Origin of the sequence: Haloferax sp. DFSO60 (assembly GCF_046557615.1) — an archaeon.
Classification (GTDB): domain Archaea; phylum Halobacteriota; class Halobacteria; order Halobacteriales; family Haloferacaceae; genus Haloferax.
Map to the genome: position 1 here is coordinate 282,888 of NZ_JBKIII010000001.1, position 20,710 is coordinate 303,597.

Below are 20,710 nucleotides of genomic sequence, written 5' to 3' on the forward strand. Positions count from 1 at the left end.
TGGGTTTGAGGTCGGGCGTATGTCCTCCAATCTGTATCAGCAGTACGTCCAAACCGTCCACACCGTGGCCGCACTCGCTGGCCTATCGATATTCGTCTACATGTTCGTCGCCGCACTCGAACCAGTCACTGGTCTCTTCGCCGGGGTAACGGTCTCACTCGGTATTCTCCTCCTCTCTGACTTCGCCGAGCGGGGATATCCACGCGTACTCGGCCGCCGAGGAACGCTCGCACTCGTCGCGGGCGTGGTCGTCTTTCTCGCCATGTGGTTCATGGCACAACGACCACTCGCGGGACTCGGACTCGCCCCCGTTCTCGCACTTGTCGTCTGGGGTCTCGCGTGGCTGTGGCAGAACGGCTATCCAGAGTCGATGGGCCGACGCCGGGCACTGGCGACGGGATTCGTCGCAACTGGTTTGGTCGCCTACGGGTCGCTTTACGGTGTCACTGCATTCCTCGTCGGTATCTGTGTAGCCCTCATCGTCGGAATTGGGTCGTGGGCGACGAGTCCACGCGGCCCTGTTCTCGGCTAACCGACTCATCTCACGCCATCGCAAGCGAATCTTTTTGCGCCAACCGGTCCGCTTTCGAATATGGTCTCGGAGATTTTCGACCCCGACCGATGGGAACCGGTCGAAGGGTCAGACGAGTTTGACGACATCACCTACCACCACGCCGTGGACATTCCGGCGGTTCGCATCGCGTTCGACCGCCCGGAGGTTCGCAACGCCTTCCGACCGGGGACGGTAGACGAACTGTACGCCGCGCTCGACCACGCCCGAAAACAGGCCGATATCGGCTGTGTACTCCTCACAGGTAATGGGCCGTCGTCCAAAGACGGTGGCTGGGCGTTCTGTTCCGGCGGCGACCAGTCGGTTCGCGGTGGCTCGGGCTACGAGTACCGCGACGACGACAAAGCCGACGTCTCCGACGACCCACTCGTCCAAGAGGCGAAAGCCGGGCGTCTCCACATTCTCGAAGTCCAGCGCCTCATTCGCTTCATGCCGAAACCCGTCGTCGCCGTCGTACCGGGGTGGGCAGTCGGTGGCGGCCACTCCCTGCACGTCGTCTGTGACATGACGCTCGCCTCCGAAGAACACGCGAAGTTCCTTCAGACCGACCCCGACGTGGCCTCTTTCGACGGCGGCTTCGGGTCGGCGTATCTCGCCAAACAGGTCGGCCAAAAGAAGGCCCGCGAAGTGTTCTTCCTCGGGAAGACCTACTCCGCCGAAGAAGCCGTTGATATGGGGATGGCGAACGAAGCGGTTCCTCACGAAGAGTTAGAGAACGTCGCGCTCGACTGGGCAGACGAGATGACGAAGAAGTCGCCGACGGCGATGCGCATGCTCAAGTACGCCTTCAACATGACCGACGACGGCATGGTTGGCCAGCAGGTCTTTGCTGGGGAGGCGACCCGCCTCGGCTACATGACCGACGAAGCGAAAGAAGGACGCGACGCCTTCTTGGAGAAGCGCCAGCCTCGGTTCCGCGACTATCCGTGGCACTACTAGGACCCCACCTTTTTCAGCGTCGGGTTTCCTCGCGTCGTCAACGACGACGCTGCGGGAACCCTCCTTGAAAAATCTGGACCAAAAATAACCGCGAGAACTCACTTCGTTCGTCTCGCGGTACAGTAATCTTGAAACCCCCGTGAGCTGAATCTCTGTTCGCACCGAGTTTTAGGCCCGCCAAAAAGTCGGAATGGCTTTATGCTTTTAGGCAAGCCTAAAAATATGGCTGGAGACGACACGTCACCTGACAGACCAACTCGACGGAATTCCCGCAAGCACGAGCGAGCGGGAAGTCGTCGGGGAAGTGAGCAAAGCGAACGGACCCGACGGGACTATCTCAAGTACAGCGGCGCGGTACTCGGCGGCACGTTGCTCGCAGGGTGTACCGGCAACTCAAACGGTGAAGCCGCAGAAACGACCACTGAGTCGGAGACTCGGACTACAACTGAAACGGCGACGCAGACTCCCGAAGAAGACACCTCGTACTCGGTGTCGATGGCACCGGTCGGCGAAGTGACCTTCGACGCACCACCCGAGAGTTGGATTGCCTACGACGGCGGCTACGCCGACATGGGTGTCGCACTCGGCAAGTGCGACAGCATGACCGGAATCGGCGGCGCGGGGCGGTACTATACCTACTACTACGACGAACTACCGGGCGTGAGCATCGACCGCGATACCATCGAAAATAACCAACTTTCAGACGCGGGAATGTCCAAGGAGATTTTCTACGAACTGGACAACGAGGTCCACGTCATGGACCCCGAGATGCTCAAAAACTGGTTCGGCTGGAAGCAAGAAGACGTCGACGAGATTACGAACAACGTCGCGCCGTTCGTTGGCAATCTCAACTTCCGCCGCGAAGACGAGTGGCACAATTACCGCTACTACACGCTCTACGAGGCATTCGAGAAGGTCGCCGAACTCTTCCAAGAACAGGACCGTTACGAGGCGTTCGAAACACTTCACGACAACTTTATCGCCAACATCCAACGCCAACTCCCGACGGCCGACGAACGTCCGAACGTCTTGCTCGTCTACGCCGGAAGCGACCGACCCGAAGAGTTCTCTCCGTACCGCCTCAACGACAAGGGAACGAGCAAGAAGCAGTGGAACGACCTCGGCGTCGGCGACGCTCTCGCCGGAACTGGTATCGAGGGTCTGAGTACGACCGACCGCGGAAAAATTGACTACGAGACGATGCTCGAAATCGACCCCGACGTCATCATGCTCCGCGCCCACGAGCGCAAATCCGCGACTGAGTTCCGTGAAACTGTCCTCGAATTCATGCGCTCGCACCCCGTCGCAAAAGAGTTGTCTGCGGTGCAGAACGGCCGTGTCTACCGCGGTGGCTACCTCTTCCAAGGACCAATCCACAACCTGTTCCTAACCGAACGTGGCGCGAAGCAACTCTACCCCGACGTGTTTGGCGAGGTGACGGGCGACGCCGAACTGTTCGACCGCCAGCGCGTCGCAGATATCGTCACGGGCGAGTTCTAGGCGCGCACACCGAGCCGATTCGCAGACTCACGGCCTCGGGCGCTTGAATACAAGCGCATCCCTTCTCGTATAATCTATACGAGTGTTTTGTGGCACATCTGTTCGTCTCTCTCCACCGACAAACCGAACTTTGACGCCTGCGCCGTTCTCAGTCACTTACAATGAGTACGCAGGACATCTCTCGCACGCAGGCGTGGGTGATGGCATCGCGGCCGCAGACACTCCCTGCGGCCGCCGCGCCGGTACTCGTCGGGACTGCCCTCGCGGTCCACGACGGTCTTTTCGCCCCGCTTCCGGCACTCGCCGCGCTCGTCGGCGCACTTCTCATCCAGATTGGGACCAACTTTGCGAACGACTACTACGACGCCGTCCAAGGCGCAGACACCGAGGCGCGAGAAGGATTCACGCGCGTCACCGCTAGCGGACTCATCGCCCCGGAGACGGTCAAGCGGGCGATGTATCTCACCTTCGCCGCCGCGATTCTTCTCGGAACCTATCTCGTCTACGTCGGCGGCGTCCCGATTCTCGTCATCGGTCTGCTCTCTGTCGCCTCGGGTATCGCCTACACCGGCGGCCCGTACCCGCTCGGCTACCACGGACTCGGCGATCTCTTCGTCTTCGTCTTCTTTGGCCTCGTCGCCGTCGTCGGCACCTACTACGTCCAAGCGGTGAGCATTCTCGCTGCGCCATTGGCCGTCGGCATTCCACCGGGAACGGTCCCCATCACCGCGATTCTCGCCAGTCTCCCCATCGCGGCCATCTCGACAGACATCCTCGTCGTGAACAACGTCCGCGACAAAGAAGAGGACGCGACGACCGGAAAACGAACTCTCGCAGTTCGCTACGGCTACGGATTCGCTCGTGCTGAGTACGTCGCCATGCTCGCGCTCGCCTACGCGATTCCGGTGGTGCTGTGGACGCGCGCTGGATTCGACTGGTTCGTCCTGCTTCCGCTCCTCTCGATGCCGTTTGCGGCCCGTATCACACAGACGATTCTCAACGAGACGAAAGGCACTGCGCTCAACCCTGCACTGGAAGACACCGGGAAGTTACTCGCACTCTTCGCCGTGCTCTTCTCGCTCGGTCTCGTCTTCGCCTGATGCGCATTCGAGACTTCTCACTCGAACTCGCACGACCTCTCGAAACAGCGAAGGGGTCAATCTCGGAGCGAACGGGATTCCTCGTCGCCGTCGAACACGAAGGGACGTTGGGCGTCGGCGAAGCGACGCCACTTCCCGGGTGGACTGAATCGCTCGAAGACTGTCGTGTGGCACTCGATTCGGTTTCCGACCCTGGCTCGGCACTCGGCGATGGGTCACTCGACGACACACCGGCGGCACGCCACGCGGTTTCGCTCGCCCTCACGGACGCCACGGCACGTGCTGAAAACGAATCGCTCGCCACCTCCCTAGCCACAAAGTCACACACCTCGCTTCCGGTGAACGCGACCATCGGTGATGGCGATATCGAAACGACCGTGACCGACGCCGAAACTGCGGTTTCGGTTGGATTCGACTGCCTCAAAGTCAAGGTCGGCGCGCGCGACCCGACAGACGATATCGAGCGTCTTCGCGCCGTCAGGGACGCAGTTGGCTCAGATATCTCGATACGCGCCGATGTGAACGGTGCGTGGGACCGCTGGACCGCAGACGAATTTCTCTCCGGTGTCGCCGACTTCGACCTCGAATACCTCGAACAGCCACTTCCAGCCGACGAAATCGCGGGTCACGCCGTGCTTCGACGCCTACACGACACACCACTTGCACTGGATGAATCGCTCGCTCACGTCTCGCCAGAGCGCGCACTCGCGTCGAACGCGGCGGACGTCCTCGTCTGCAAGCCGATGGCGCTCGGCGGTCCTGACCACGTTCTCTCGGTCGCCAAACAGGCCGCTCGCTCGAATGTCGATGTCGTCGTTACGACCACTATCGACGCTGTGGTCGCTCGCCTCGGCGCGCTTCACGTCGCGGCCGCACTGCCATCGACGCGGGCACACGGACTTGCAACCGCCTCGTTACTCCAAGGCGACCTTGCGGCCGAACCCGTGCCGGTCGTCGATGGTTCGATGACGGTGCCCGACGCGCCGGGCCTCGGCATCGACGTGGACGACCTGTTCTAATCGCCCGCCAGCCCAAGGTTTTTCAGGGTTCTACACGTCTCGCCGAGAATGACAACTGTGGAACTCGATGCCGACACCGTCCGACTCTCACTCGAAGACGGCGTGGCGACGCTGACCTTAGATGCACCCAGTGTTCGAAACGCGCTGACGATGGACGTGACTGCGGGTGTGCGCGAGGCACTCGACTCACTTCCCGACGAAGCGCGGTGCCTCGTCGTTCGTGGCGCTGGTGGAGCGTTCTGCGCTGGTGGCGACGTGAACGCCATGCTCCAACTTCAGGCCGGTGCGATGTCACTCCCCGAAGCCGTAGACCACGTCATCCACGACACCGCAGACTGTATCCGGCGAATCTACAACTGCGATATTCCGACTGTCGCCGCCATCGACGGGGCCGCCGTAGGTGCTGGTGGCGCGCTCGCTATCGCCTGCGACCTACAACTCCTCTCGAAAGAGACGCACATCGGGTTCGGCTTCCGCCGCGTCGGCCTCGCGGTCGATTCCGGTGTCTCCTATCTTCTCCCTCGTCTGGTCGGCCAAAACGTCGCCATGGAACTCGTCTACACGGGCGAACTCCTCGACGCAGAGCGCGCACTCGACCTCGGCGTCGTCTCTCGAATTTCAGACTCTGACTCGTTCGAAGACGAACTCGAACAACTCACCCAACGAATCGCCTCCGGGCCGACGAGCGCGCTCAAAGCCTCCAAGCGATTGCTCCGCCGCCCAGACAGTTCAATCGAAGCGGCTATCGAACACGAAGCGTCGGCACAAGCCGTCCTCTTCGAGACAGAAGACCACACAGAGGGTGTCGAATCGTTCATGGAGCGCCGAGACCCCGAATTCACCGGACAGTAGTCCACAGACTCATCGGCTACCTGCGTCAATGATGGCAGTGTCGGAGCGTTCTTTACCCGTCTCAGAGTGAATCGTGTATGGTCACCGTCACCGTCTGGAACGAATATCGACACGAGAAAGAGAGCGACGAGGTTGCTGAAGTCTACCCCGACGGCATCCACGAGGTCATCGCCGAGGGTCTGCGCGAGGCAGGCTACGAAGTCAACACCGCGACACTCGACGAACCCGAACACGGGCTTACCGAGGACGTACTGGACGACACGGACGTACTGACGTGGTGGGGCCACAAGGCACACGACGAGGTATCTGACGAAATCGTCGAGCGCGTCACAGAGCGCGTCCGCGACGGGATGGGCCTGCTCGTCCTCCACTCGGGCCACTACTCCAAGCCGTTCAAGCAACTCATGGGCACGACGTGTTCGCTCAAGTGGCGCGAAGACGGCGAGAAAGAGCGCCTCTGGACGGTCGAGCCAAGTCACCCAATCGCCGACGGCTTGCCGGAGTCGTTCGAAGTGCCCCGCGCTGAGATGTACGGTGAGCGTTTCGACATCCCCGCGCCCGACGAACTCGTGTTCATGTCGTGGTTCGAAGGCGGCGAAGTCTTCCGAAGCGGATGCTGTTATACTCGCGGGAAGGGCCGAATCTTCTACTTCCGACCCGGCCACGAGACGTACCCGATTTACGAGCAAGACGAGATTCGAACCGTCCTCGACAACGCCGTCGAATGGGCCGCACCCGGTGATGGGCCAGAACCGTTCTTCGGAAACGCTGACCCCCTCGAAGACCTCGACTGAACAGTTCTCTCGGATTTTGTGACTCTCACGTTCGCCTGAGGAGCGATTATTCTCCCGGATATCGTATTCACGAGACACGACACGGTGGGTTCCATCGTGGCGCGTGGTGATACACTCATGAAGGGAATCGAAGGAAAAGTCGCGCTCGTCACGGGCGCGGCATCTGGTATCGGACGAGCGACAGCGCTTCGCTTCGCCGAAGAAGGTGCAAAGGTCGTCGTCTCGGACGTGATGGTAGACGATGGAGAACAGGTCGTACACGAGATAACTGAGGCTGGTGGCGATGCCGCGTTCATCAGAGCAGACGTGTCGAAAGCCGACGACGTGGCGGAACTCGTCGCTGGCACCGTCGAACAGTTCGGCGGACTCGACTTCGCCCACAACAACGCCGGAATCGAAGGCGCGGGCGCACCGCTCACCGAGATGTCTGTCGAGGACTTCGAACGCGTCATCGACATCAACCTCAAAGGCGTCTTCCTCGGGATGAAGTACGAGATTCCGCACCTCATGGAGCGCGGTGGTGGCGCAATCGTCAACACTGCCTCTGTCGCTGGAATGACTGGTGGCGCAAACCTCGCTCACTACTACGCCTCCAAACACGGCGTCATCGGCCTGACTCGCTCGGCGGCGATGGAAGTCGCAGGCGAGAACATCCGCGTCAACGCTGTGTGTCCGGGTGTTATCGACACGCCGATGATCGAGCGCTTCACGCACGGCGACGAGGAAGCGACCGAAGGCCTACTCGCCGCAGAACCGATGGGTCGGATGGGCAAGCCTGAAGAAATCGCTTCTGCGGTGGTGTACCTCTGTTCGGACGATGCGTCCTTCGTCACCGGCCACCCGATGGTCATCGACGGCGGGTACGTCGTCCCCTGAGGGCGTCCAATCTCCGATTTTTCGTCGCCCGCTTCGTCGCCGACTACGCTAAGTGCTGTCACTGCGGAGATACATCTATGGCACAAGCATCTGCCAAACAAAAGCAGTTGATGTTCGTCTTGTTTGTCGTCGCCGCGATTCTGTTCTTCCTCGGAATCGCGGTTATCGGAGTTCTCTCCGGCGCGATTTAGAGAACTACCGCGTCGCGTCGTCCGGGTGGAAGGTCTTTCCCTGTTTGGTGTCGGCGGTCATTCGCCGAAGCGTCGCCGCCGCGTTGCTCGCATCGTAGCCGAAGAGAACGTCTTTCGCGTAGTGGTCTGCGACCTCTGCGGCGTGAATGAGCTGGTCTACGTCTACATCGACTGCGTAGAGTTCGATTGAGAAGTCAACGTCGTAGGGGTCGAGCAGGCTCTCGAAGCCACGAGCGATGGTTTCGAGCCAGTAGGTCGTCCCGTAGTTCGTGTCGTACAGCGGAATCACGAACTCGTCCACAGATTCAGAGAGGGCCTGGATATCGAGTCCTGCGCGGCGGTAGAGGTGACCAGGATAGGGGTCGGGATAGAGCGTGAAGTAGGTTCGACCGGGGATTCGGTCGGTGGCTTCGCGGACGAACTGGGTGATGACCTCGGCGCGCCACTCGAAGCGAGCGTCTTCGTCGGTGTCGCGACCGTGTTCTTCTGCCCACTCGGAGAAGAGTCGCGTACACCGCTCGCAGTGGCAGTACTCGTCGCGTGGGAAGCCAACGTCGTCGAGACGCACGTCGGCGTTCTTGGCGGCGGCGTCGTCGACGATTTCGAGCAGGCCTGCGCGGTACTTCTCGTTGGTCGGACAGATGTACGCCCAATCAAAGTACGTCTGGTCGCGCGTGGCGAGGTTCCCTTCGTCGTCAACGGGGACGAGGTCCGGATTGTCGTTCGCGGCGGCAGTATCGCCAAAACAGGAAATCATGTTCACTGCGCTCCCGAGCGGTGCGGCCGCCCGCCCGGTCACGTCTTTGACCTCGTAGAATCCGCGGTCGAACTCCGGCCACTCGACCTCTTCTGGGTTGCGTGTGACGACCCCGTACATGAATCTGGATTCGAGTGGGCGTCGGGTAAGTCGTTCGCTCTACGGTGGCTGACGGAGTTCAGGACAGAAGACATTTTATCAACGAAAAAACACTTCATCCATGACTCGTCGCCAGTATCTCTCCATTCTATTGGTCGCTCTCATCGTCTTGGCAGGCGTCGCTTTCCTTCCAAATGGCGTGGCAAAACAACGAGCAATCGCCCACGAAGAGACGTATTTGGACACACAATTGGCGAACGAGTCGTGTCTCACCTCATACGGAACGGCCGAGACGACGAGTCGAACACGCGCCTCGGTCGTTGACTACGGCCTGACGAGCAGAACCGTTCGCGTTCATCACGCCTACTGGTTCAGTACCGAAGAACTCGACGCGGACGTATCGTCGGTGGCGACGTACGTGGTCACGCTCGATTCTGTTCGGCGCGTCGATGGTGAGACGGTAACGCCGTGCTAACGTGTAGTTGTGTACACTAAGATGGAGAGACGACTCACGCGGTATCGATGCGAAAAAACGGAGGGTCGTCCGAGGCTACTCTTCGATTTCGACTTCGATGGCTTCTCCGTCGCCGGAGAGGAAGACGTAGGCGAGTGCGACGAGCGCCAGTGCGAGGACCAGTTTTGCTTTCTTGGACATGACTCACGATTCGTCGCCCCTCCACTAAGTGATTACGACATGTTACATCTCAATCGAATCCCTGTCGGGGAATTTTGGGACGTGAGTCAGTTCACGTCGAGGTTCGCAGCGAGTTCGTCCTCGCGGACGATGGTACCGCAGTAGTCACAGCGAACGCCGTCTTCGAGGACGGCAAACCCGGGGTCGATTGGCTCGTCGGCGTTCGAAATGCAGTTGTGGTTCGGACAGGAGATGATACCCGAAACGTGGTCGGGTCGGACGACGCGACTCTTCTCTTCGACTTCGTAGTCGCGGACGATGTTGATGCTCGCCGCGGGCGCGATAAGCGAGAGAATGTCCACTTCGGACTGGCTCAGTTCGCGGCCTTCGACCTTCACGATGTCCTTGCGGGCGAGGCGGTCCGAGGGGACGTTCATCCCGATGGAGACGGCTTCGCCGCCGCTACCGTCGATGCCGAGCAGTGCGAGCACGTTGAGTGCCTGTCCGGCCGCGACGTGGTCGATGACGGTTCCGTTTCGAATCTTGGAGACGCGGAGTTCGTGGTCGTCAGTCATCTTGGGAGAGGAGGCTGTCTAACAGCGCCATCCGAACTGGGATGCCGTTGTGGGCTTGTTCGAAGTACTTTGCGTGCTGAGTCTCGTCGATGTCGGGCGAAATTTCGTCCACTCGTGGGAGCGGATGCATGATGGTGAGGTCGTCCGATGCGATTTCCAGCGTCTCGCTGTCGATACTGTACTGGCCTGCAACCTTCCGATACTCGTTCTCGTCGGGGAAGCGTTCGCGCTGGATGCGCGTGACGTAGAGTACGTCGAGTTCGGGGAGGACGGCTTCGAGGTCGGTGTGTTCGCGTACCTGCGCACCGGCGGCGTGCAGGTCGTAGCGAACGTTGCGCGGGAGGCGCAGACTCTCGGGGCTGATGAAGTGCTGACTCACGTCGAAGTTCGTCAGCGCCTCTGCGAGCGAGTGGACCGTTCGCCCGTACTTGAGGTCGCCGAGGATGCCGATAGTGAGGTCGTCCAGTCCGGCGTTCTCGCGGATGGTATAAAGGTCCAGCATCGTTTGACTTGGATGCTGGCCCGCGCCGTCGCCCGCGTTGATGAGCGGAACCTCGACGAAGTCGGCGGCCATCGACGCCGCACCCTCACTCGGGTGACGAAGCACGAGCGCGTCGGCGTAGCCTTCGACCACGCGAACCGTGTCGGCGAGCGTCTCGCCTTTCTTGACCGACGACGACTCGACCGGTCCCATATCGACCGTCTGGCCGCCGAGGCGTTTCATCGCGGAGTCGAAGCTCATTCGGGTTCGTGTACTCGGCTCGAAGAAACAGAGTCCAAGAACCTTCCCGGCGTGTTGTTGCTGGAACGCCGCCGGATTGGCATCGATTTCTGCCGCGCGATCGAGCACCGCCTCGATGTCCTCCCGCGAGAGGTCGGTCGCGGAGATGAGGTGGTCCTGACGCATTGGTAAATTGACCGACGTACACCAACTTGAATCTCCCGCCATGCATCGACCAACGAGCTATGCATATGGATGCGCAAAAAAGACAGTCAGCGGGCGAATACAGTCGGATTAGGGCCAGTTACCGCTGGATTTGTACGCGTCCACGACGCGCTGGATGGCGACGACGTAGGCCGCGGTGCGGAAGTTCGGCAGGTCGTGTTTCTGGTAGGCATCGACGAGGTTGTCGAAGGCGGTGACGATGACGCGTTCGAGTTCGTCGTTGACGCGCTCTTCGGTCCAGTAGAAGCGCTGGCGGTTCTGTACCCACTCGAAGTACGAGACGGTCACGCCGCCCGCGTTGGCGAGGATGTCGGGGAAGACGTACGTTCCGCGCTCGGTGAGTACGTCGTCGGCTTCGGGCGTGAGCGGGCCGTTCGCGGCCTCGACGATGATGTCTGCCTGCACGTCGTTTGCGAGGTCGCCGTCGATGGCGTTTTCGAGTGCGGCGGGGACGAGGAGGTCCACGTCGAGTGTGAGCAGTTCGTCGTTCGAAATCGGTTCGGAGCCTTCGTAGTCGGAGACGGTGCCCGTCTCGTTCTTGAAGTCCTTGACGGTGCGGGCGTCGAGGCCGTCGGGGTTGTAGATACCACCCGAGGAGTCGGAGACGGCGACGATAGTCGCACCGAGGTCTTCGATGAGTTTGGCGGCGACCGAACCGGCGTTCCCGTAGCCTTGGACGGCGACGGTTGCGCCTTCGATGTCGCGGTCCAGATATTTGAAGGCCTCACGCGCGGTGAGCATGGTGGAGCGACCGGTCGCTTCGACGCGACCCTCACTGCCGCCGTTGGTCAGCGCCTTGCCCGTGATGACGCCGGGTGCGGTGGTGTTTTCGAGGGTCTCGTAGGTGTCCTTAATCCAGTTCATCTCACGCTGACCGGTGTTCACGTCAGGTGCGGGGATGTCGCGGTCTTCGCCGATGAAGGGGCGAAGTTCCTTGGCGAACGAGCGAGAGACGCGTTCGAGTTCGGACTCGCTGTACTCTTTGGGGTCGATGACGATACCACCCTTTCCGCCGCCGTAGGGGATGTCCACGACGGCGCACTTGTAGACCATCCACCCGGAGAGGGCTTTCACTTCGTCGCGGGTGACGCCCGGATGATAGCGAATCCCGCCCTTGTAGGGACCACGGTCGCCGTTGAACTGTGACCGGTAGGCTCGGAACAGTTCGATTTGGCCGTCGTCCATCTCCACAGAGAGATTCGTTTCGAGGATACGTTCGGGGTTCTTCAGTCGCGTAATAATGTCGTCGCGCACGTCGAGGTATGCGGCGGCGTCGTCTATTTGCTCCTGTAAACTCTCGAACGGATTCGCCTCTTGTGCCATGCTGTAATAGCCTCGGGGAGTCCGTTTAAGCGTAGCGGAGATTTTACCATATTATAATGATAATACTCTTGGACATAGATAATAGGTAACAGGGGCCGAAGATGAGAAAATCGCGCTACTGCGCTGACCCGCCTGCTCGGTCGAGGATGTTCTCGGCCTGCTTGATGAGTGGCGAATCTATCATCTCACCCTCGACGCTGAACACACCGCGACCCTCGGCACTCGCTTCGTCCCGTGCCTGAAGCACTTTCTTCGCCCATTCGATGTCCTCGGCATCCGGTGAGAATGCCTCGTTGATGACCGAAACCTGCGCCGGGTGGATAGCGAGCTTGCCGTCGTAGCCGAGTTGGAGGCCGAATTTCGCATCTTCGCGCAGGCCATCCGTATCCTGAAAGTCGGTGTGGAGCGTGTCGATTGCATCGACACCCGCGGCGGCGGCCGCGACGACGACCCGCTCGCGAGCGTAGAGAACTTCTGTTCCGTCCGTGGTTCTCGTCGCCCCCACGTCGGCTGAGAAGTCCTCGGCTCCGAAGATGACTGCCGTCGTCGCTTCAGCGTCGGCGACTTCGGGTGCGGCGAGGACACCTACGGCGTTCTCGATAATCGCAATCACCGGGCAGTCTGCGCCAACGTCACTGGCCGCGTCCGCAACGCGGTCGCAGTCCTCGGCGCTCGTTGCTTTGGGGACGACGAGTGCGTCGGGTGGGTGGTCAGCACAGATTACCGAAACGTCTTCGAGGCCCATCTCGCCCGGATTGACACGAACGGTCACTTCTGCGTCGGGGTCGAACTCGGGGGTGGCGAGGACTTCGTTGACTGCCTCTCGTGCCTCAGCTTTTCGCTCGGGGGCAACGGCGTCTTCGAGGTCGAATACGAGTACGTCGGCACCGGCACCGGCGGCTTTTCGGAGCAACTTCGGTCGGTCGCCGGGCGAGAACAGGACACTTCGTCGTGGCATATGTGGAGATGTGAATAGAGTACGATAGCTGTACGGTCTTCGAGAAAACGAGAACGTGTGAGTGCTGGCTTAGGGCCAGAGTCCGCGGTGTTCGTGTGCGGCGGCGACGCGCTGGAGTGCGACGATGTACGCGGCATCGCGCCACGTCACGTCACGTTCGTCAACTTCGTCGCGGACGGCTTCCCACGCGCGGAGCATCTCGGTTTCGAGTTCCTCGTGGACGCGTTCGAGCGACCACGCGCGGTGGTTGAGGTCTTGGAGCCATTCGAAGTACGAGACGGTGACACCGCCTGCGTTGGCGAGGATGTCAGGGATGACCGGGATGCCACGCTCTTCGAAGATAGCGTCAGCGGCGGACGTGGTTGGGCCGTTCGCACCCTCGACGATGAGCTTTGCCTGCACGTCGTGAGCGTTCTCGGCGGTGAGGACGTTCCCGATAGCGGCGGGGATGAGGACGTCCACGTCGAGTTCGAGGAGTTCTTCGTTCGAGAGCTTCTGCGGCACGTCGTGCTTCATGACGGCCTCTGGCTCTTCTTCGTGGGTTGGGACGTCCCACGTGTCCAGCCCTTCGGGGTCGTAGATTGCGCCGTTCACGTCGGAGACGGCGACGACAGTTGCGCCGTAGTCGTCGAGCAGGCGTGCGGCGGGTGCGCCGACGGAACCAAACCCTTGGACGGCGACGGTGGTGTCTTCGATATCCCAGCCGAGGTAGTCGATTGCTTCGCGGGCGATGATTGCGACGGAGCGACCCGGGGCGGTGTCGCGGCCTTCACTGCCGCCGACGACCGGTGGCTTGCCCGTGACGACACCCGCTTGCGTCTCGCCTTCCTGCATCGAGTAGGCGTCCATGAACCAGGCCATCGCCTGTGCGTCCGTGCCCATGTCCGGCGCAGGGATGTCTTTGGTTGGGCCGATGAAAGGCCGAAGTTCTTCGGCGAAGCGGCGGGTGAGCCGTTCGCGTTCTTCCTCGGAGAGGTCCTTTGGGTCCACGACGATGCCACCTTTGCCGCCGCCGAACGGGATGTCCATGACGGCGCACTTCCAGGTCATCCACATCGAGAGGCCGATACACTCGTCTTCGGTCACGTCGAGGTGGTAGCGAAGGCCGCCTTTGTACGGGCCGCGGACGCTGTCGTGCTGTGCGCGGTAGCCCGTATAGACGGTCGTCGTCCCGTCGTCGCGTTCGAGGGGGACCGAGACACGGTGGACTTGGTTGGGGTGACGAAGGCGCTCGATGACGCCGGGGTCGACGTCGAGGTGCCCGGCGGCACGCTTGAGTTGTCGGCGTGCGGTTTCGAGTGCTGTCTCTTTTGTCGGTACGTCGTCCGTCTCAGTGGAATCTGCAGATGACATAGTGTGTTCAACCGGTCGATGTCCAGCCACGTGACCGGCGTGCTGTCACACGTCTCGTTAGGCCACCCTACACGGGGGCCGCGAGCGCTTTCGAAGTTCTCTGCAGTCGGGAATTATAATGGTTATTATCTTATTTTGCTAGAGGCAATAGTTGTCACGGGCCGCGTTACACTCTCCCGGAACACGGCTAAATCCGATAGCCATCGCCACGACGCCGCCGACCGGCACGCCTTTATCACGGTCTTTCACACGGAATGGTATGGTTGGACTCTACTACGAGGAGTTCGAGGTCGGACAGACAATCGAACACGAAAAGCGCCGAACCGTCTCCGAGTCGGACAACCAGCGCTTTTGCGACATGACGATGAACCAGCAACCGCTCCACCTCGATGCGGAGTTCGCAGGCGACTCCCAGTTCGGCGAGCGCCTCGTCAACGGACTCTACACCATGAGCCTCGCCGTCGGTCTCTCTGTCGGCGACACCACTGACGGAACCATCGTCGCCAACCTCTCCTACGAAGACGTCTCGCACCCGAAACCGGTGTTCCACGGCGATACGATTCGCGCCCAATCGACCGTCCTCGACAAGCGCGAAACCTCCGACGGTGAGCGCGGTGTCGTCACGATGAAAGTCGAGGTGTTCAACCAGCGCGACGAACTGGTGTGTGAGTTCACGCGGAAGACACTCTCGTTGAAGCGTGAGTTCGTGGACGACGAATAATCGAATGTTCGATTCACGAGGCTGGCCACTTTTATCTGTACTGTCTGCCGATATTTTGTCATGGATTTGGAACTTTCTCGCCAAATTGCCATTGTCCTCGGCATCGTTCTCCTTGGCTCGTTTTTCATCGCAGACTCCCCGTACAACCCCACAGTTCACACCGAAGCATACCCATACGCACCCGACCGCCCAGCCCAATTAAATGACTCAAGCGTCCGGAATTACGCGGTCGAATACGAGGAGATGCTGCTGAACAATGAACTCGTTAAATCGCGTGGACTGGTCCTTGATAGGGACGACGAGACTATCAACGAGTGTACGGTGACTGAGTTGGAAAGACAGTCTTCTTCAGAATTCGTCGTCAGCATGCGTTGCCACGGCGGAATACGAGACATCTACAGGGTCATCCAACCGACCAACTTCCGATACGAGGTCACGTACCGAATCACTCCGGAGTCAACAGAACAAGCCTCGATTCAGGGCTATCCGCTCGGTGGGAGTCGATATCTCAGAGAGCCATACGAGTCGTAGACAGTATCATCGACCCGCACACCTTTCTCTCCGGCGTCGCTAGCGAATCTATGGATTTCGAGGGCGTCTCTCGCCGCCTCTCCTCGCTTGCCACACGTGCCCCGTCGCCCACGATACTCGCGCGACTCGGCCTCGGATTGATGGTCTTTGCCGCAGGCGTCCACAAACTGCTCGACCCGCTTGCGTGGAGTGTCTACGTGGTCGATTGGCTCGCCCCGTGGCTCGTCATCTCGCCAGTTGCCTTCATGCTCGTCAATGGAGTGCTGGAAGTTGGCTTTGGGGCAGCCATCGTCGCAGACCGATACACGGCCTTCGCCAGCGCGGTTGCGGCCGTCTCGCTCACGGCGACGTGTCTGTATCTGCTTCTCGTATTTTTCCTCGAGGCAGGTCTCTTCGGCGACGTACTCGCCCGCGACATCGGACTTGCTGGACTGGCGTGGGCCGTCCTCGTCCAGTCACTACGCGAAGACAGTCGAGAGAATTAGCTGGGCGTTCAGCAGGCCAGCGATACCCCACGGAATGGCGACGCCGAGCGGGACGGCTGCACGGTGTCGCAGCGGCAGCAGTCGCCACATCGTGACACCGACCGCGAGGACGAGCGCCTTCAACAAGAGTAGCGTCCAGAGGATGCCGAGCGACGGAACGAGCGAGAGGACGACGGGGTTGAGTTCTGCGAGTCCGTGTTCGATTCCGTAGAGAGTCGTCAGTACGTCGAGGACGAGTGCAACGAGTGGGACGAGCCACAGGCGACGGTCGTCACGGAGCGAACGCAACCGCTCTTTTCGCTCTTTTGCTGTTAGCTCCGGTCGCGTCGTTTCGTGACTCATGAAGACCAGTAGCCACGGCTACGTCGGAGACTGGCGTTAGTAGCCACCGCATACGTCAATTACCGTGATATTACCCACAGGAAAAACAGCACATTAACGGCGGTTTCGACACCGAAATCCGGGATTTTTGAGAATTTGTCGCTGGTGGGAGTTACAGAATCGTGCCGTGCTTCTTGTCCGGCAGCGACTTCTCGACCGAGGCGTAGAATTCGAAGCGGTTCTTCAACTCTTCGCGCAGGTCGGATGGCGCGACGATTTCGTCGATGACGACTTCGCTCGCCATCCGGTGGGCGTCGATGTCTTGGCGGTACTCCTCGCGGAGTTCCTGCTCACGTTCTTTCCGCTCTTCGGGGTCTTCGATGGCCGCGAGTTTGTTGGCGTAGACAGCGTTGATTGCGGCCTCGGGGCCCATGATTCCGATTTCGCCCGACGGGAGCGCGATGACGCTCTCGGGGTCGTAGGCGGGACCGCCCATCGCGTAGATACCTGCGCCGTAGGCTTTGCGCACGAGAACGGTCTGTTTCGGGACCGTCGCCGACGACGTGGCGTAGATGAACTTCTTGCCTTTCTCTAAGATTGCGTCCTTCTCGACTTGCGACCCGGCCATGAATCCCGGCGTGTCACAGAGATAGAGGAGGGGAATTTCGTAGGCGTCACAGGTCCAGATGAACTCGGCGGCCTTCTCGGCGGCGTCGGGGAAGATTGCACCCGAACGCTCGATTGGCTGGTTGGCGACGATACCGACCGGACGGCCGTCGATGCGGGCGAACGCGGTGACGATTTCTGGTCCGTAGTCGGCTTTGAGTTCGAAGACCGATTCGGCGTCCACGACGCGCTCGATGAGGTCGTGAACGTCGTACGGACGGTTCGGCGATTCGGGGATGAGTTCGTCGATGCCGTCGGGCGGGAAGCGCGGAGGCTTTGGCTCCGATTTCGGCGGCTTCTCGTGGGCTTTGTTCGGCAGGTAGGTGATGAGTTTCGAGACGAGTTCGCGCGCGTGTTCCTCGTCGCGGGCGATGAGGTCCGCACTGCCGGACTCTTCGGCGTGCATGTGTGCGCCGCCGAGTTCTTGCATCGAAATCTCCTCGCCAGTGACCATCTTCACCATCCGGGGCGACGCAATCGCCATCGCCGACATGCCTTCGACCATGATGGTGAAGTCGGCGAAGACAGGCGTGTAGGCCGCACCAGCGATACACGGCCCGTAGAGGACACAAATCTGCGGGACGTAGCCCGAGAGCATCGAGTGGTTGTAGTAGTACTTCCCGATGCCTTCGCGGTTGGCGAAGAAGCCAGTCTGCTGGTCGATGCGACCACCGGAGGAGTCCATCAGATAGAGGACTGGTTTCCCGGTCTTGAGTGCGCGCTGTTGCATCCGGAGGAACTTCTCGACACCGTGGCGCGCCATCGACCCGGCTTTGACGGTGAAGTCGTTCGCCATGAAGTGCAGGTCACGACCCTCGAAGTTTGCGGCACCCGTGATGAGACCGTCCGCAGGCAGGCGGTTGTTCGGGTCTGCTTCTTCGACTTTGGGCGACTCGCCGTGCCACGAATCGAACTGTGCGAACTTGCCGTCTTCGAAGCGGAGGCCGTCGGGGAACCAGAGGTCGAGACGGTCGCGGACGAAGAGTTTGCCCTGCTCGGGGAGGCGGTCTTTGTACTTCTGTGGGCCGCCATCGAGGATGTCTGCGATTTCGTCGCGGAGTTGCTCCTCGCGCTCGGTCGGGCCGAGGTCGTCGTCGAGCGGGAAGGCGTCTGCGGGCGGTTCGGCGTTCGCGGCGGCGTCCGAGTCGTCACCGACGTACACGTCCACGTCGGTCCCGAGGTGCCGAGCCAACGAACGTGCGATGGCTTCGGCCTCCTCACCGGTCGCGCCGTCACCGATTCTGACCTTCATGTTCAGGGATGCGACACGGTATTCAAAATGGTTTTCCATGTATGATTTGCTGCACGAGAACGAAGCCAACGGCTCACCACTTGAGTAAACAAAAGTTCTGGCGCTGATTTACGCGAGCGCCGCTTCGAGTTCCGCGATGAGGTCCGTATTACCGATGTGGAGCGGACTGCGCGCGTGCAGGTCGTCTTTGTCCACGGACAAGAGCGACTTCTCGCCGTCCGAGGACGACCCGCCTGCGGTTTCGAGGATGTAGCCGATTGGGTACGTCTCGAACTGGACGCGAAGTTTGCCCTCGGGTGTGGATTCGAGGGCAGGGTAGCTGAAGATGCCCCCGTAGGTGAGAATCTGGTTCACGTCGCCAATCATCGACCCACCGTAGCGAAGCTTGCGTGAGGGGTCTTTTTCGACGTCTCGGGCGAATTCAGTGAAGTCGTCGGTCCAGTCGGGGACGCGGCCACCGAAGCCGTAGACCGTGCCTTCGTCGGGGAGCGTGATGTCCTCGCGGACGAGTTCGTAGTTCGACTCGTCGGTGATGACGTACTCCGAGACGGTGTTGTCGCGGGCGACGATCATCGTCATGATGGGACCGTAGAGGACGTATCCAGCGGCGACGAGGTCGCGTCCGTGCGCTGGAAGCGGTGCGTCGTAGACGGCGAAAATCGTGCCGACGGTGTTGTTCGGCTTGAGGTTCGACGACCCGTCGAGCGGGTCAACGGCGACAGAGAGGTCGCCCGTTCCGACGTCGATGCTCTCGGGGCGTTCTTCGCTGGCGTACTCGCCGACGCCTTCCAGCGCGCCGAGTCGCTTACAGAGGAGGTCGTCGGCGAACACGTCGGCGGCCATCTGCGTCTCACCGCTCGGGTTCGTCTCCTCGGATTTGATTCGGCGGCCGGGGAGTCCAGTGCGAATCTCGGGGGCGGTCGCCGCGATGACATCGACGATTTGGTCGATAGTCTGAATTGCAGTCGCCGTATCTGCCGTGTTGAAATCTTTGGTCGCCATTAGTGGGTTTCCTCCGTCTGTCGCGCAGTTTCGCGGGGCACGCGAGAACCGCGAGTTACCGTGGGCACATCGGGTGAGTCCGTATTGGAGGTGAGGTGATCGGCACCGGACATCTTCTACTACAAAATCCGGTGATATCGTATATAAAATCTGTGCATGGTCTGAATTAGTCTATTCTCCCGATTTTAGTCTTTTTGAGGATTGTAGTCAAATTTTACACGTCGAAAATAGAGAATCAATATTACTACTCAGATAGTAAATTTGTTGGTGGTTTCGCGGCAGGCTGTGCCGGTTACTCCATCACGTCGCGGGCTTGTTTTTTCCACTCACTGACGCGTTGTTCGTCGATGAGGAGCGCATCAGCGATGTGTTCGGGGTCGGCCGTGGCGAGTCGGCGAACCGACCGAACGCCTGCTTCCGAGAGCATGTCTGCTTCTTCCTCGCCGACTCCTTCGAGAACGGTCAGCGGGGTTGGTTTGGAGCGCTCGCGCCACGCTGCTTCTGCGGCGAGTGCGTCACCCGACCCGTCGGCAGATGTGCCCCCCTGCTGGCTTGGCGTCCAGTCCCCAGTCGTCCGCGGACTGGTCGAATCCTTAGTTTCTCCTCCGCTCTTTCCGGTTGGCGTCCAATCTCCACTTTGAACCGGTGCGTCGGCGGACTGTTGGTCGCCACCTGTGGGCGTCCAATCACCCTCGCGGGCCGGGCTCGACGCCTGTTCTGTCTGTGTTTTTCCTGTCGGTGCCCAATCGCCGGAGTTCGGCTTCTTCTCCGACTTCCAACTGCCGGAACTCGCCGCAATCCACTGTCGTTCGTCATCGTCGAGGCCGCGCACCTGCGAAGAACGCCGGTCGAGGTCGTCGCCCGAACTGAACGACCACGAAAGCGAGTGCCATCGTCGAATCTTTGCTGCCACGCCCGGATTCACTCCTGCCTGTACGAGGTCACGGAACGACACCGTTCCCTCGATGATTCCCTCGACATCGATACCTTCGGCTTCGAGCGATTCGCTCGTCGCCGGGCCGATGAACTTCAAATCCTCCAGTTCTTCGATTGCCTCTGCCTGCTCAGACCCCTCCTGCGGGCGAAGCAACTGCTCCATTGCCGCCTCCGGCGTGTCGGGCGCGCCGTCCGTGTCTTCGTCTTCAGGCGCTGACGACGCGTCGTAATCGCGGTCGGTGTCGTCTGTGCCCGTGTCGTTCGCGTCAGTCACCGTTGACTCTCACCTTTCTTGCACCGAACTTGAGC

General features: G+C 60.5%; 22 protein-coding genes. 12 read left to right on the plus strand and 10 right to left on the minus strand.

The window, feature by feature from the left end; all coding sequences use genetic code 11:
• The first annotated feature begins 19 nt into the window (after positions 1-19).
• The 8 genes from ACK509_RS01395 (at position 20) to ACK509_RS01430 (ending at position 7,651) form a co-directional block, all read left to right on the plus strand.
• Positions 20-532, plus strand: a complete 513-nt coding sequence (locus ACK509_RS01395; protein WP_410764706.1) for a hypothetical protein — start codon at positions 20-22, stop codon at positions 530-532.
• Positions 533-592: 60 nt separating this feature from the next.
• Positions 593-1,510 (plus strand): 1,4-dihydroxy-2-naphthoyl-CoA synthase, encoded by a 918-nt coding sequence (locus ACK509_RS01400; RefSeq protein ID WP_410764707.1) that lies wholly within the window; start codon positions 593-595, stop codon positions 1,508-1,510.
• A 222-nt stretch (positions 1,511-1,732) separates the two neighbouring features.
• Entirely contained in the window at positions 1,733-3,010 is a 1,278-nt protein-coding gene (locus ACK509_RS01405) for an ABC transporter substrate-binding protein (RefSeq protein WP_410764708.1), read from the plus strand.
• 200 nt (positions 3,011-3,210) lie between these two features.
• Positions 3,211-4,110: a 1,4-dihydroxy-2-naphthoate polyprenyltransferase gene (locus ACK509_RS01410; RefSeq protein ID WP_410766231.1), complete on the plus strand. Its 900-nt coding sequence runs from the start codon at positions 3,211-3,213 to the stop codon at positions 4,108-4,110.
• The gene (locus tag ACK509_RS01415) at positions 4,110-5,129 is read left to right on the plus strand and encodes a mandelate racemase/muconate lactonizing enzyme family protein (RefSeq protein ID WP_410764709.1); all 1,020 of its coding nucleotides are present in this window, start codon (positions 4,110-4,112) and stop codon (positions 5,127-5,129) included. Before ACK509_RS01410 ends, ACK509_RS01415 begins: the two co-directional genes overlap by 1 nt.
• 48 nt (positions 5,130-5,177) lie before the next feature.
• The gene (locus ACK509_RS01420) at positions 5,178-5,981 is read left to right on the plus strand and encodes an enoyl-CoA hydratase/isomerase family protein (protein WP_410764710.1); all 804 of its coding nucleotides are present in this window, start codon (positions 5,178-5,180) and stop codon (positions 5,979-5,981) included.
• Between the two features lie 77 nt (positions 5,982-6,058).
• Positions 6,059-6,775: a ThuA domain-containing protein gene (locus ACK509_RS01425; RefSeq protein WP_410764712.1), complete on the plus strand. Its 717-nt coding sequence runs from the start codon at positions 6,059-6,061 to the stop codon at positions 6,773-6,775.
• Positions 6,776-6,892: 117 nt separating this feature from the next.
• Entirely contained in the window at positions 6,893-7,651 is a 759-nt protein-coding gene (locus ACK509_RS01430) for an SDR family oxidoreductase (RefSeq protein WP_410764713.1), read from the plus strand.
• 195 nt (positions 7,652-7,846) lie between these two features.
• On the opposite strand, the gene ACK509_RS01435 is transcribed toward ACK509_RS01430, so the two are convergent.
• Positions 7,847-8,719, minus strand: a complete 873-nt coding sequence (locus ACK509_RS01435) for a hypothetical protein (RefSeq protein WP_410764714.1) — start codon at positions 8,717-8,719, stop codon at positions 7,847-7,849.
• 100 nt (positions 8,720-8,819) lie between these two features.
• Here ACK509_RS01435 and ACK509_RS01440 point away from each other — a divergent pair, with 100 nt between their 5' ends.
• The gene (locus ACK509_RS01440; RefSeq protein ID WP_410764715.1) at positions 8,820-9,173 is read left to right on the plus strand and encodes a hypothetical protein; all 354 of its coding nucleotides are present in this window, start codon (positions 8,820-8,822) and stop codon (positions 9,171-9,173) included.
• A 266-nt stretch (positions 9,174-9,439) separates the two neighbouring features.
• Here ACK509_RS01440 and pyrI read toward each other — a convergent pair whose 3' ends face one another.
• From pyrI to gdhB, 5 genes are all read right to left on the minus strand, one after another.
• The gene (gene pyrI / locus ACK509_RS01445; RefSeq protein WP_410764716.1) at positions 9,440-9,907 is read right to left on the minus strand and encodes an aspartate carbamoyltransferase regulatory subunit; all 468 of its coding nucleotides are present in this window, start codon (positions 9,905-9,907) and stop codon (positions 9,440-9,442) included.
• A complete protein-coding gene (pyrB, locus tag ACK509_RS01450) occupies positions 9,900-10,814 on the minus strand; it encodes an aspartate carbamoyltransferase (RefSeq protein WP_410764718.1) in 915 nt (304 codons plus the stop codon). The genes pyrI and pyrB overlap by 8 nt, the downstream gene beginning before the upstream one ends.
• 108 nt (positions 10,815-10,922) lie before the next feature.
• Positions 10,923-12,176, minus strand: coding sequence for a Glu/Leu/Phe/Val family dehydrogenase (locus ACK509_RS01455; RefSeq protein ID WP_410764719.1), 1,254 nt, complete (start codon positions 12,174-12,176; stop codon positions 10,923-10,925).
• 115 nt (positions 12,177-12,291) lie between these two features.
• Positions 12,292-13,134: an HpcH/HpaI aldolase/citrate lyase family protein gene (locus ACK509_RS01460; RefSeq protein ID WP_410764721.1), complete on the minus strand. Its 843-nt coding sequence runs from the start codon at positions 13,132-13,134 to the stop codon at positions 12,292-12,294.
• A gap of 69 nt (positions 13,135-13,203) precedes the next feature.
• Entirely contained in the window at positions 13,204-14,487 is a 1,284-nt protein-coding gene (gene gdhB / locus ACK509_RS01465; protein WP_410764722.1) for a glutamate dehydrogenase GdhB, read from the minus strand.
• A gap of 259 nt (positions 14,488-14,746) precedes the next feature.
• Here gdhB and ACK509_RS01470 point away from each other — a divergent pair, with 259 nt between their 5' ends.
• Genes ACK509_RS01470 through ACK509_RS01480 form a run of 3 tightly spaced genes read left to right on the plus strand, consistent with a single transcriptional unit; the run spans position 14,747 to position 16,224 of the window.
• Entirely contained in the window at positions 14,747-15,208 is a 462-nt protein-coding gene (locus ACK509_RS01470) for a MaoC family dehydratase (RefSeq protein ID WP_410764723.1), read from the plus strand.
• Between the two features lie 60 nt (positions 15,209-15,268).
• Positions 15,269-15,739, plus strand: a complete 471-nt coding sequence (locus ACK509_RS01475) for a hypothetical protein (RefSeq protein ID WP_410764724.1) — start codon at positions 15,269-15,271, stop codon at positions 15,737-15,739.
• 50 nt (positions 15,740-15,789) lie between these two features.
• Positions 15,790-16,224, plus strand: coding sequence for a DoxX family membrane protein (locus tag ACK509_RS01480; protein ID WP_410764725.1), 435 nt, complete (start codon positions 15,790-15,792; stop codon positions 16,222-16,224).
• Here the strand turns inward: ACK509_RS01480 and ACK509_RS01485 are convergent.
• From ACK509_RS01485 to ACK509_RS01500, 4 genes are all read right to left on the minus strand, one after another.
• Positions 16,198-16,566: a DUF5658 family protein gene (locus ACK509_RS01485; RefSeq protein WP_410764726.1), complete on the minus strand. Its 369-nt coding sequence runs from the start codon at positions 16,564-16,566 to the stop codon at positions 16,198-16,200. The genes ACK509_RS01480 and ACK509_RS01485 overlap by 27 nt on opposite strands.
• A 151-nt stretch (positions 16,567-16,717) precedes the next feature.
• Positions 16,718-18,463 (minus strand): acyl-CoA carboxylase subunit beta, encoded by a 1,746-nt coding sequence (locus tag ACK509_RS01490; protein ID WP_410764727.1) that lies wholly within the window; start codon positions 18,461-18,463, stop codon positions 16,718-16,720.
• Positions 18,464-18,571: 108 nt separating this feature from the next.
• Positions 18,572-19,465: a class 1 fructose-bisphosphatase gene (locus ACK509_RS01495; protein ID WP_410764728.1), complete on the minus strand. Its 894-nt coding sequence runs from the start codon at positions 19,463-19,465 to the stop codon at positions 18,572-18,574.
• A gap of 292 nt (positions 19,466-19,757) precedes the next feature.
• On the minus strand, positions 19,758-20,675 hold the full coding sequence (locus ACK509_RS01500) for a helix-hairpin-helix domain-containing protein (protein WP_410764729.1): 918 nt from the start codon (positions 20,673-20,675) through the stop codon (positions 19,758-19,760).
• Positions 20,676-20,710 lie beyond the last annotated feature (35 nt).

Excerpts from the sequence above, each read along its gene's own strand:
- ACK509_RS01395 (WP_410764706.1), top strand. The coding sequence starts at position 20 with ATGTCCTCCAATCTGTATCAGCAGTACGTCCAAACCGTCCACACCGTG.
- ACK509_RS01400 (WP_410764707.1), top strand. The coding sequence starts at position 593 with ATGGTCTCGGAGATTTTCGACCCCGACCGATGGGAACCGGTCGAAGGG.
- ACK509_RS01405 (WP_410764708.1), top strand. The coding sequence starts at position 1,733 with ATGGCTGGAGACGACACGTCACCTGACAGACCAACTCGACGGAATTCC.
- ACK509_RS01410 (WP_410766231.1), top strand. The coding sequence starts at position 3,211 with ATGGCATCGCGGCCGCAGACACTCCCTGCGGCCGCCGCGCCGGTACTC.
- ACK509_RS01415 (WP_410764709.1), top strand. The coding sequence starts at position 4,110 with ATGCGCATTCGAGACTTCTCACTCGAACTCGCACGACCTCTCGAAACA.
- ACK509_RS01420 (WP_410764710.1), top strand. The coding sequence starts at position 5,178 with ATGACAACTGTGGAACTCGATGCCGACACCGTCCGACTCTCACTCGAA.
- ACK509_RS01425 (WP_410764712.1), top strand. The coding sequence starts at position 6,059 with ATGGTCACCGTCACCGTCTGGAACGAATATCGACACGAGAAAGAGAGC.
- ACK509_RS01430 (WP_410764713.1), top strand. The coding sequence starts at position 6,893 with ATGAAGGGAATCGAAGGAAAAGTCGCGCTCGTCACGGGCGCGGCATCT.
- ACK509_RS01435 (WP_410764714.1), bottom strand. The coding sequence starts at position 8,719 with ATGTACGGGGTCGTCACACGCAACCCAGAAGAGGTCGAGTGGCCGGAG.
- ACK509_RS01440 (WP_410764715.1), top strand. The coding sequence starts at position 8,820 with ATGACTCGTCGCCAGTATCTCTCCATTCTATTGGTCGCTCTCATCGTC.
- pyrI (WP_410764716.1), bottom strand. The coding sequence starts at position 9,907 with ATGACTGACGACCACGAACTCCGCGTCTCCAAGATTCGAAACGGAACC.
- pyrB (WP_410764718.1), bottom strand. The coding sequence starts at position 10,814 with ATGCGTCAGGACCACCTCATCTCCGCGACCGACCTCTCGCGGGAGGAC.
- ACK509_RS01455 (WP_410764719.1), bottom strand. The coding sequence starts at position 12,176 with ATGGCACAAGAGGCGAATCCGTTCGAGAGTTTACAGGAGCAAATAGAC.
- ACK509_RS01460 (WP_410764721.1), bottom strand. The coding sequence starts at position 13,134 with ATGCCACGACGAAGTGTCCTGTTCTCGCCCGGCGACCGACCGAAGTTG.
- gdhB (WP_410764722.1), bottom strand. The coding sequence starts at position 14,487 with ATGTCATCTGCAGATTCCACTGAGACGGACGACGTACCGACAAAAGAG.
- ACK509_RS01470 (WP_410764723.1), top strand. The coding sequence starts at position 14,747 with ATGGTTGGACTCTACTACGAGGAGTTCGAGGTCGGACAGACAATCGAA.
- ACK509_RS01475 (WP_410764724.1), top strand. The coding sequence starts at position 15,269 with ATGGATTTGGAACTTTCTCGCCAAATTGCCATTGTCCTCGGCATCGTT.
- ACK509_RS01480 (WP_410764725.1), top strand. The coding sequence starts at position 15,790 with ATGGATTTCGAGGGCGTCTCTCGCCGCCTCTCCTCGCTTGCCACACGT.
- ACK509_RS01485 (WP_410764726.1), bottom strand. The coding sequence starts at position 16,566 with ATGAGTCACGAAACGACGCGACCGGAGCTAACAGCAAAAGAGCGAAAA.
- ACK509_RS01490 (WP_410764727.1), bottom strand. The coding sequence starts at position 18,463 with ATGAAGGTCAGAATCGGTGACGGCGCGACCGGTGAGGAGGCCGAAGCC.
- ACK509_RS01495 (WP_410764728.1), bottom strand. The coding sequence starts at position 19,465 with ATGGCGACCAAAGATTTCAACACGGCAGATACGGCGACTGCAATTCAG.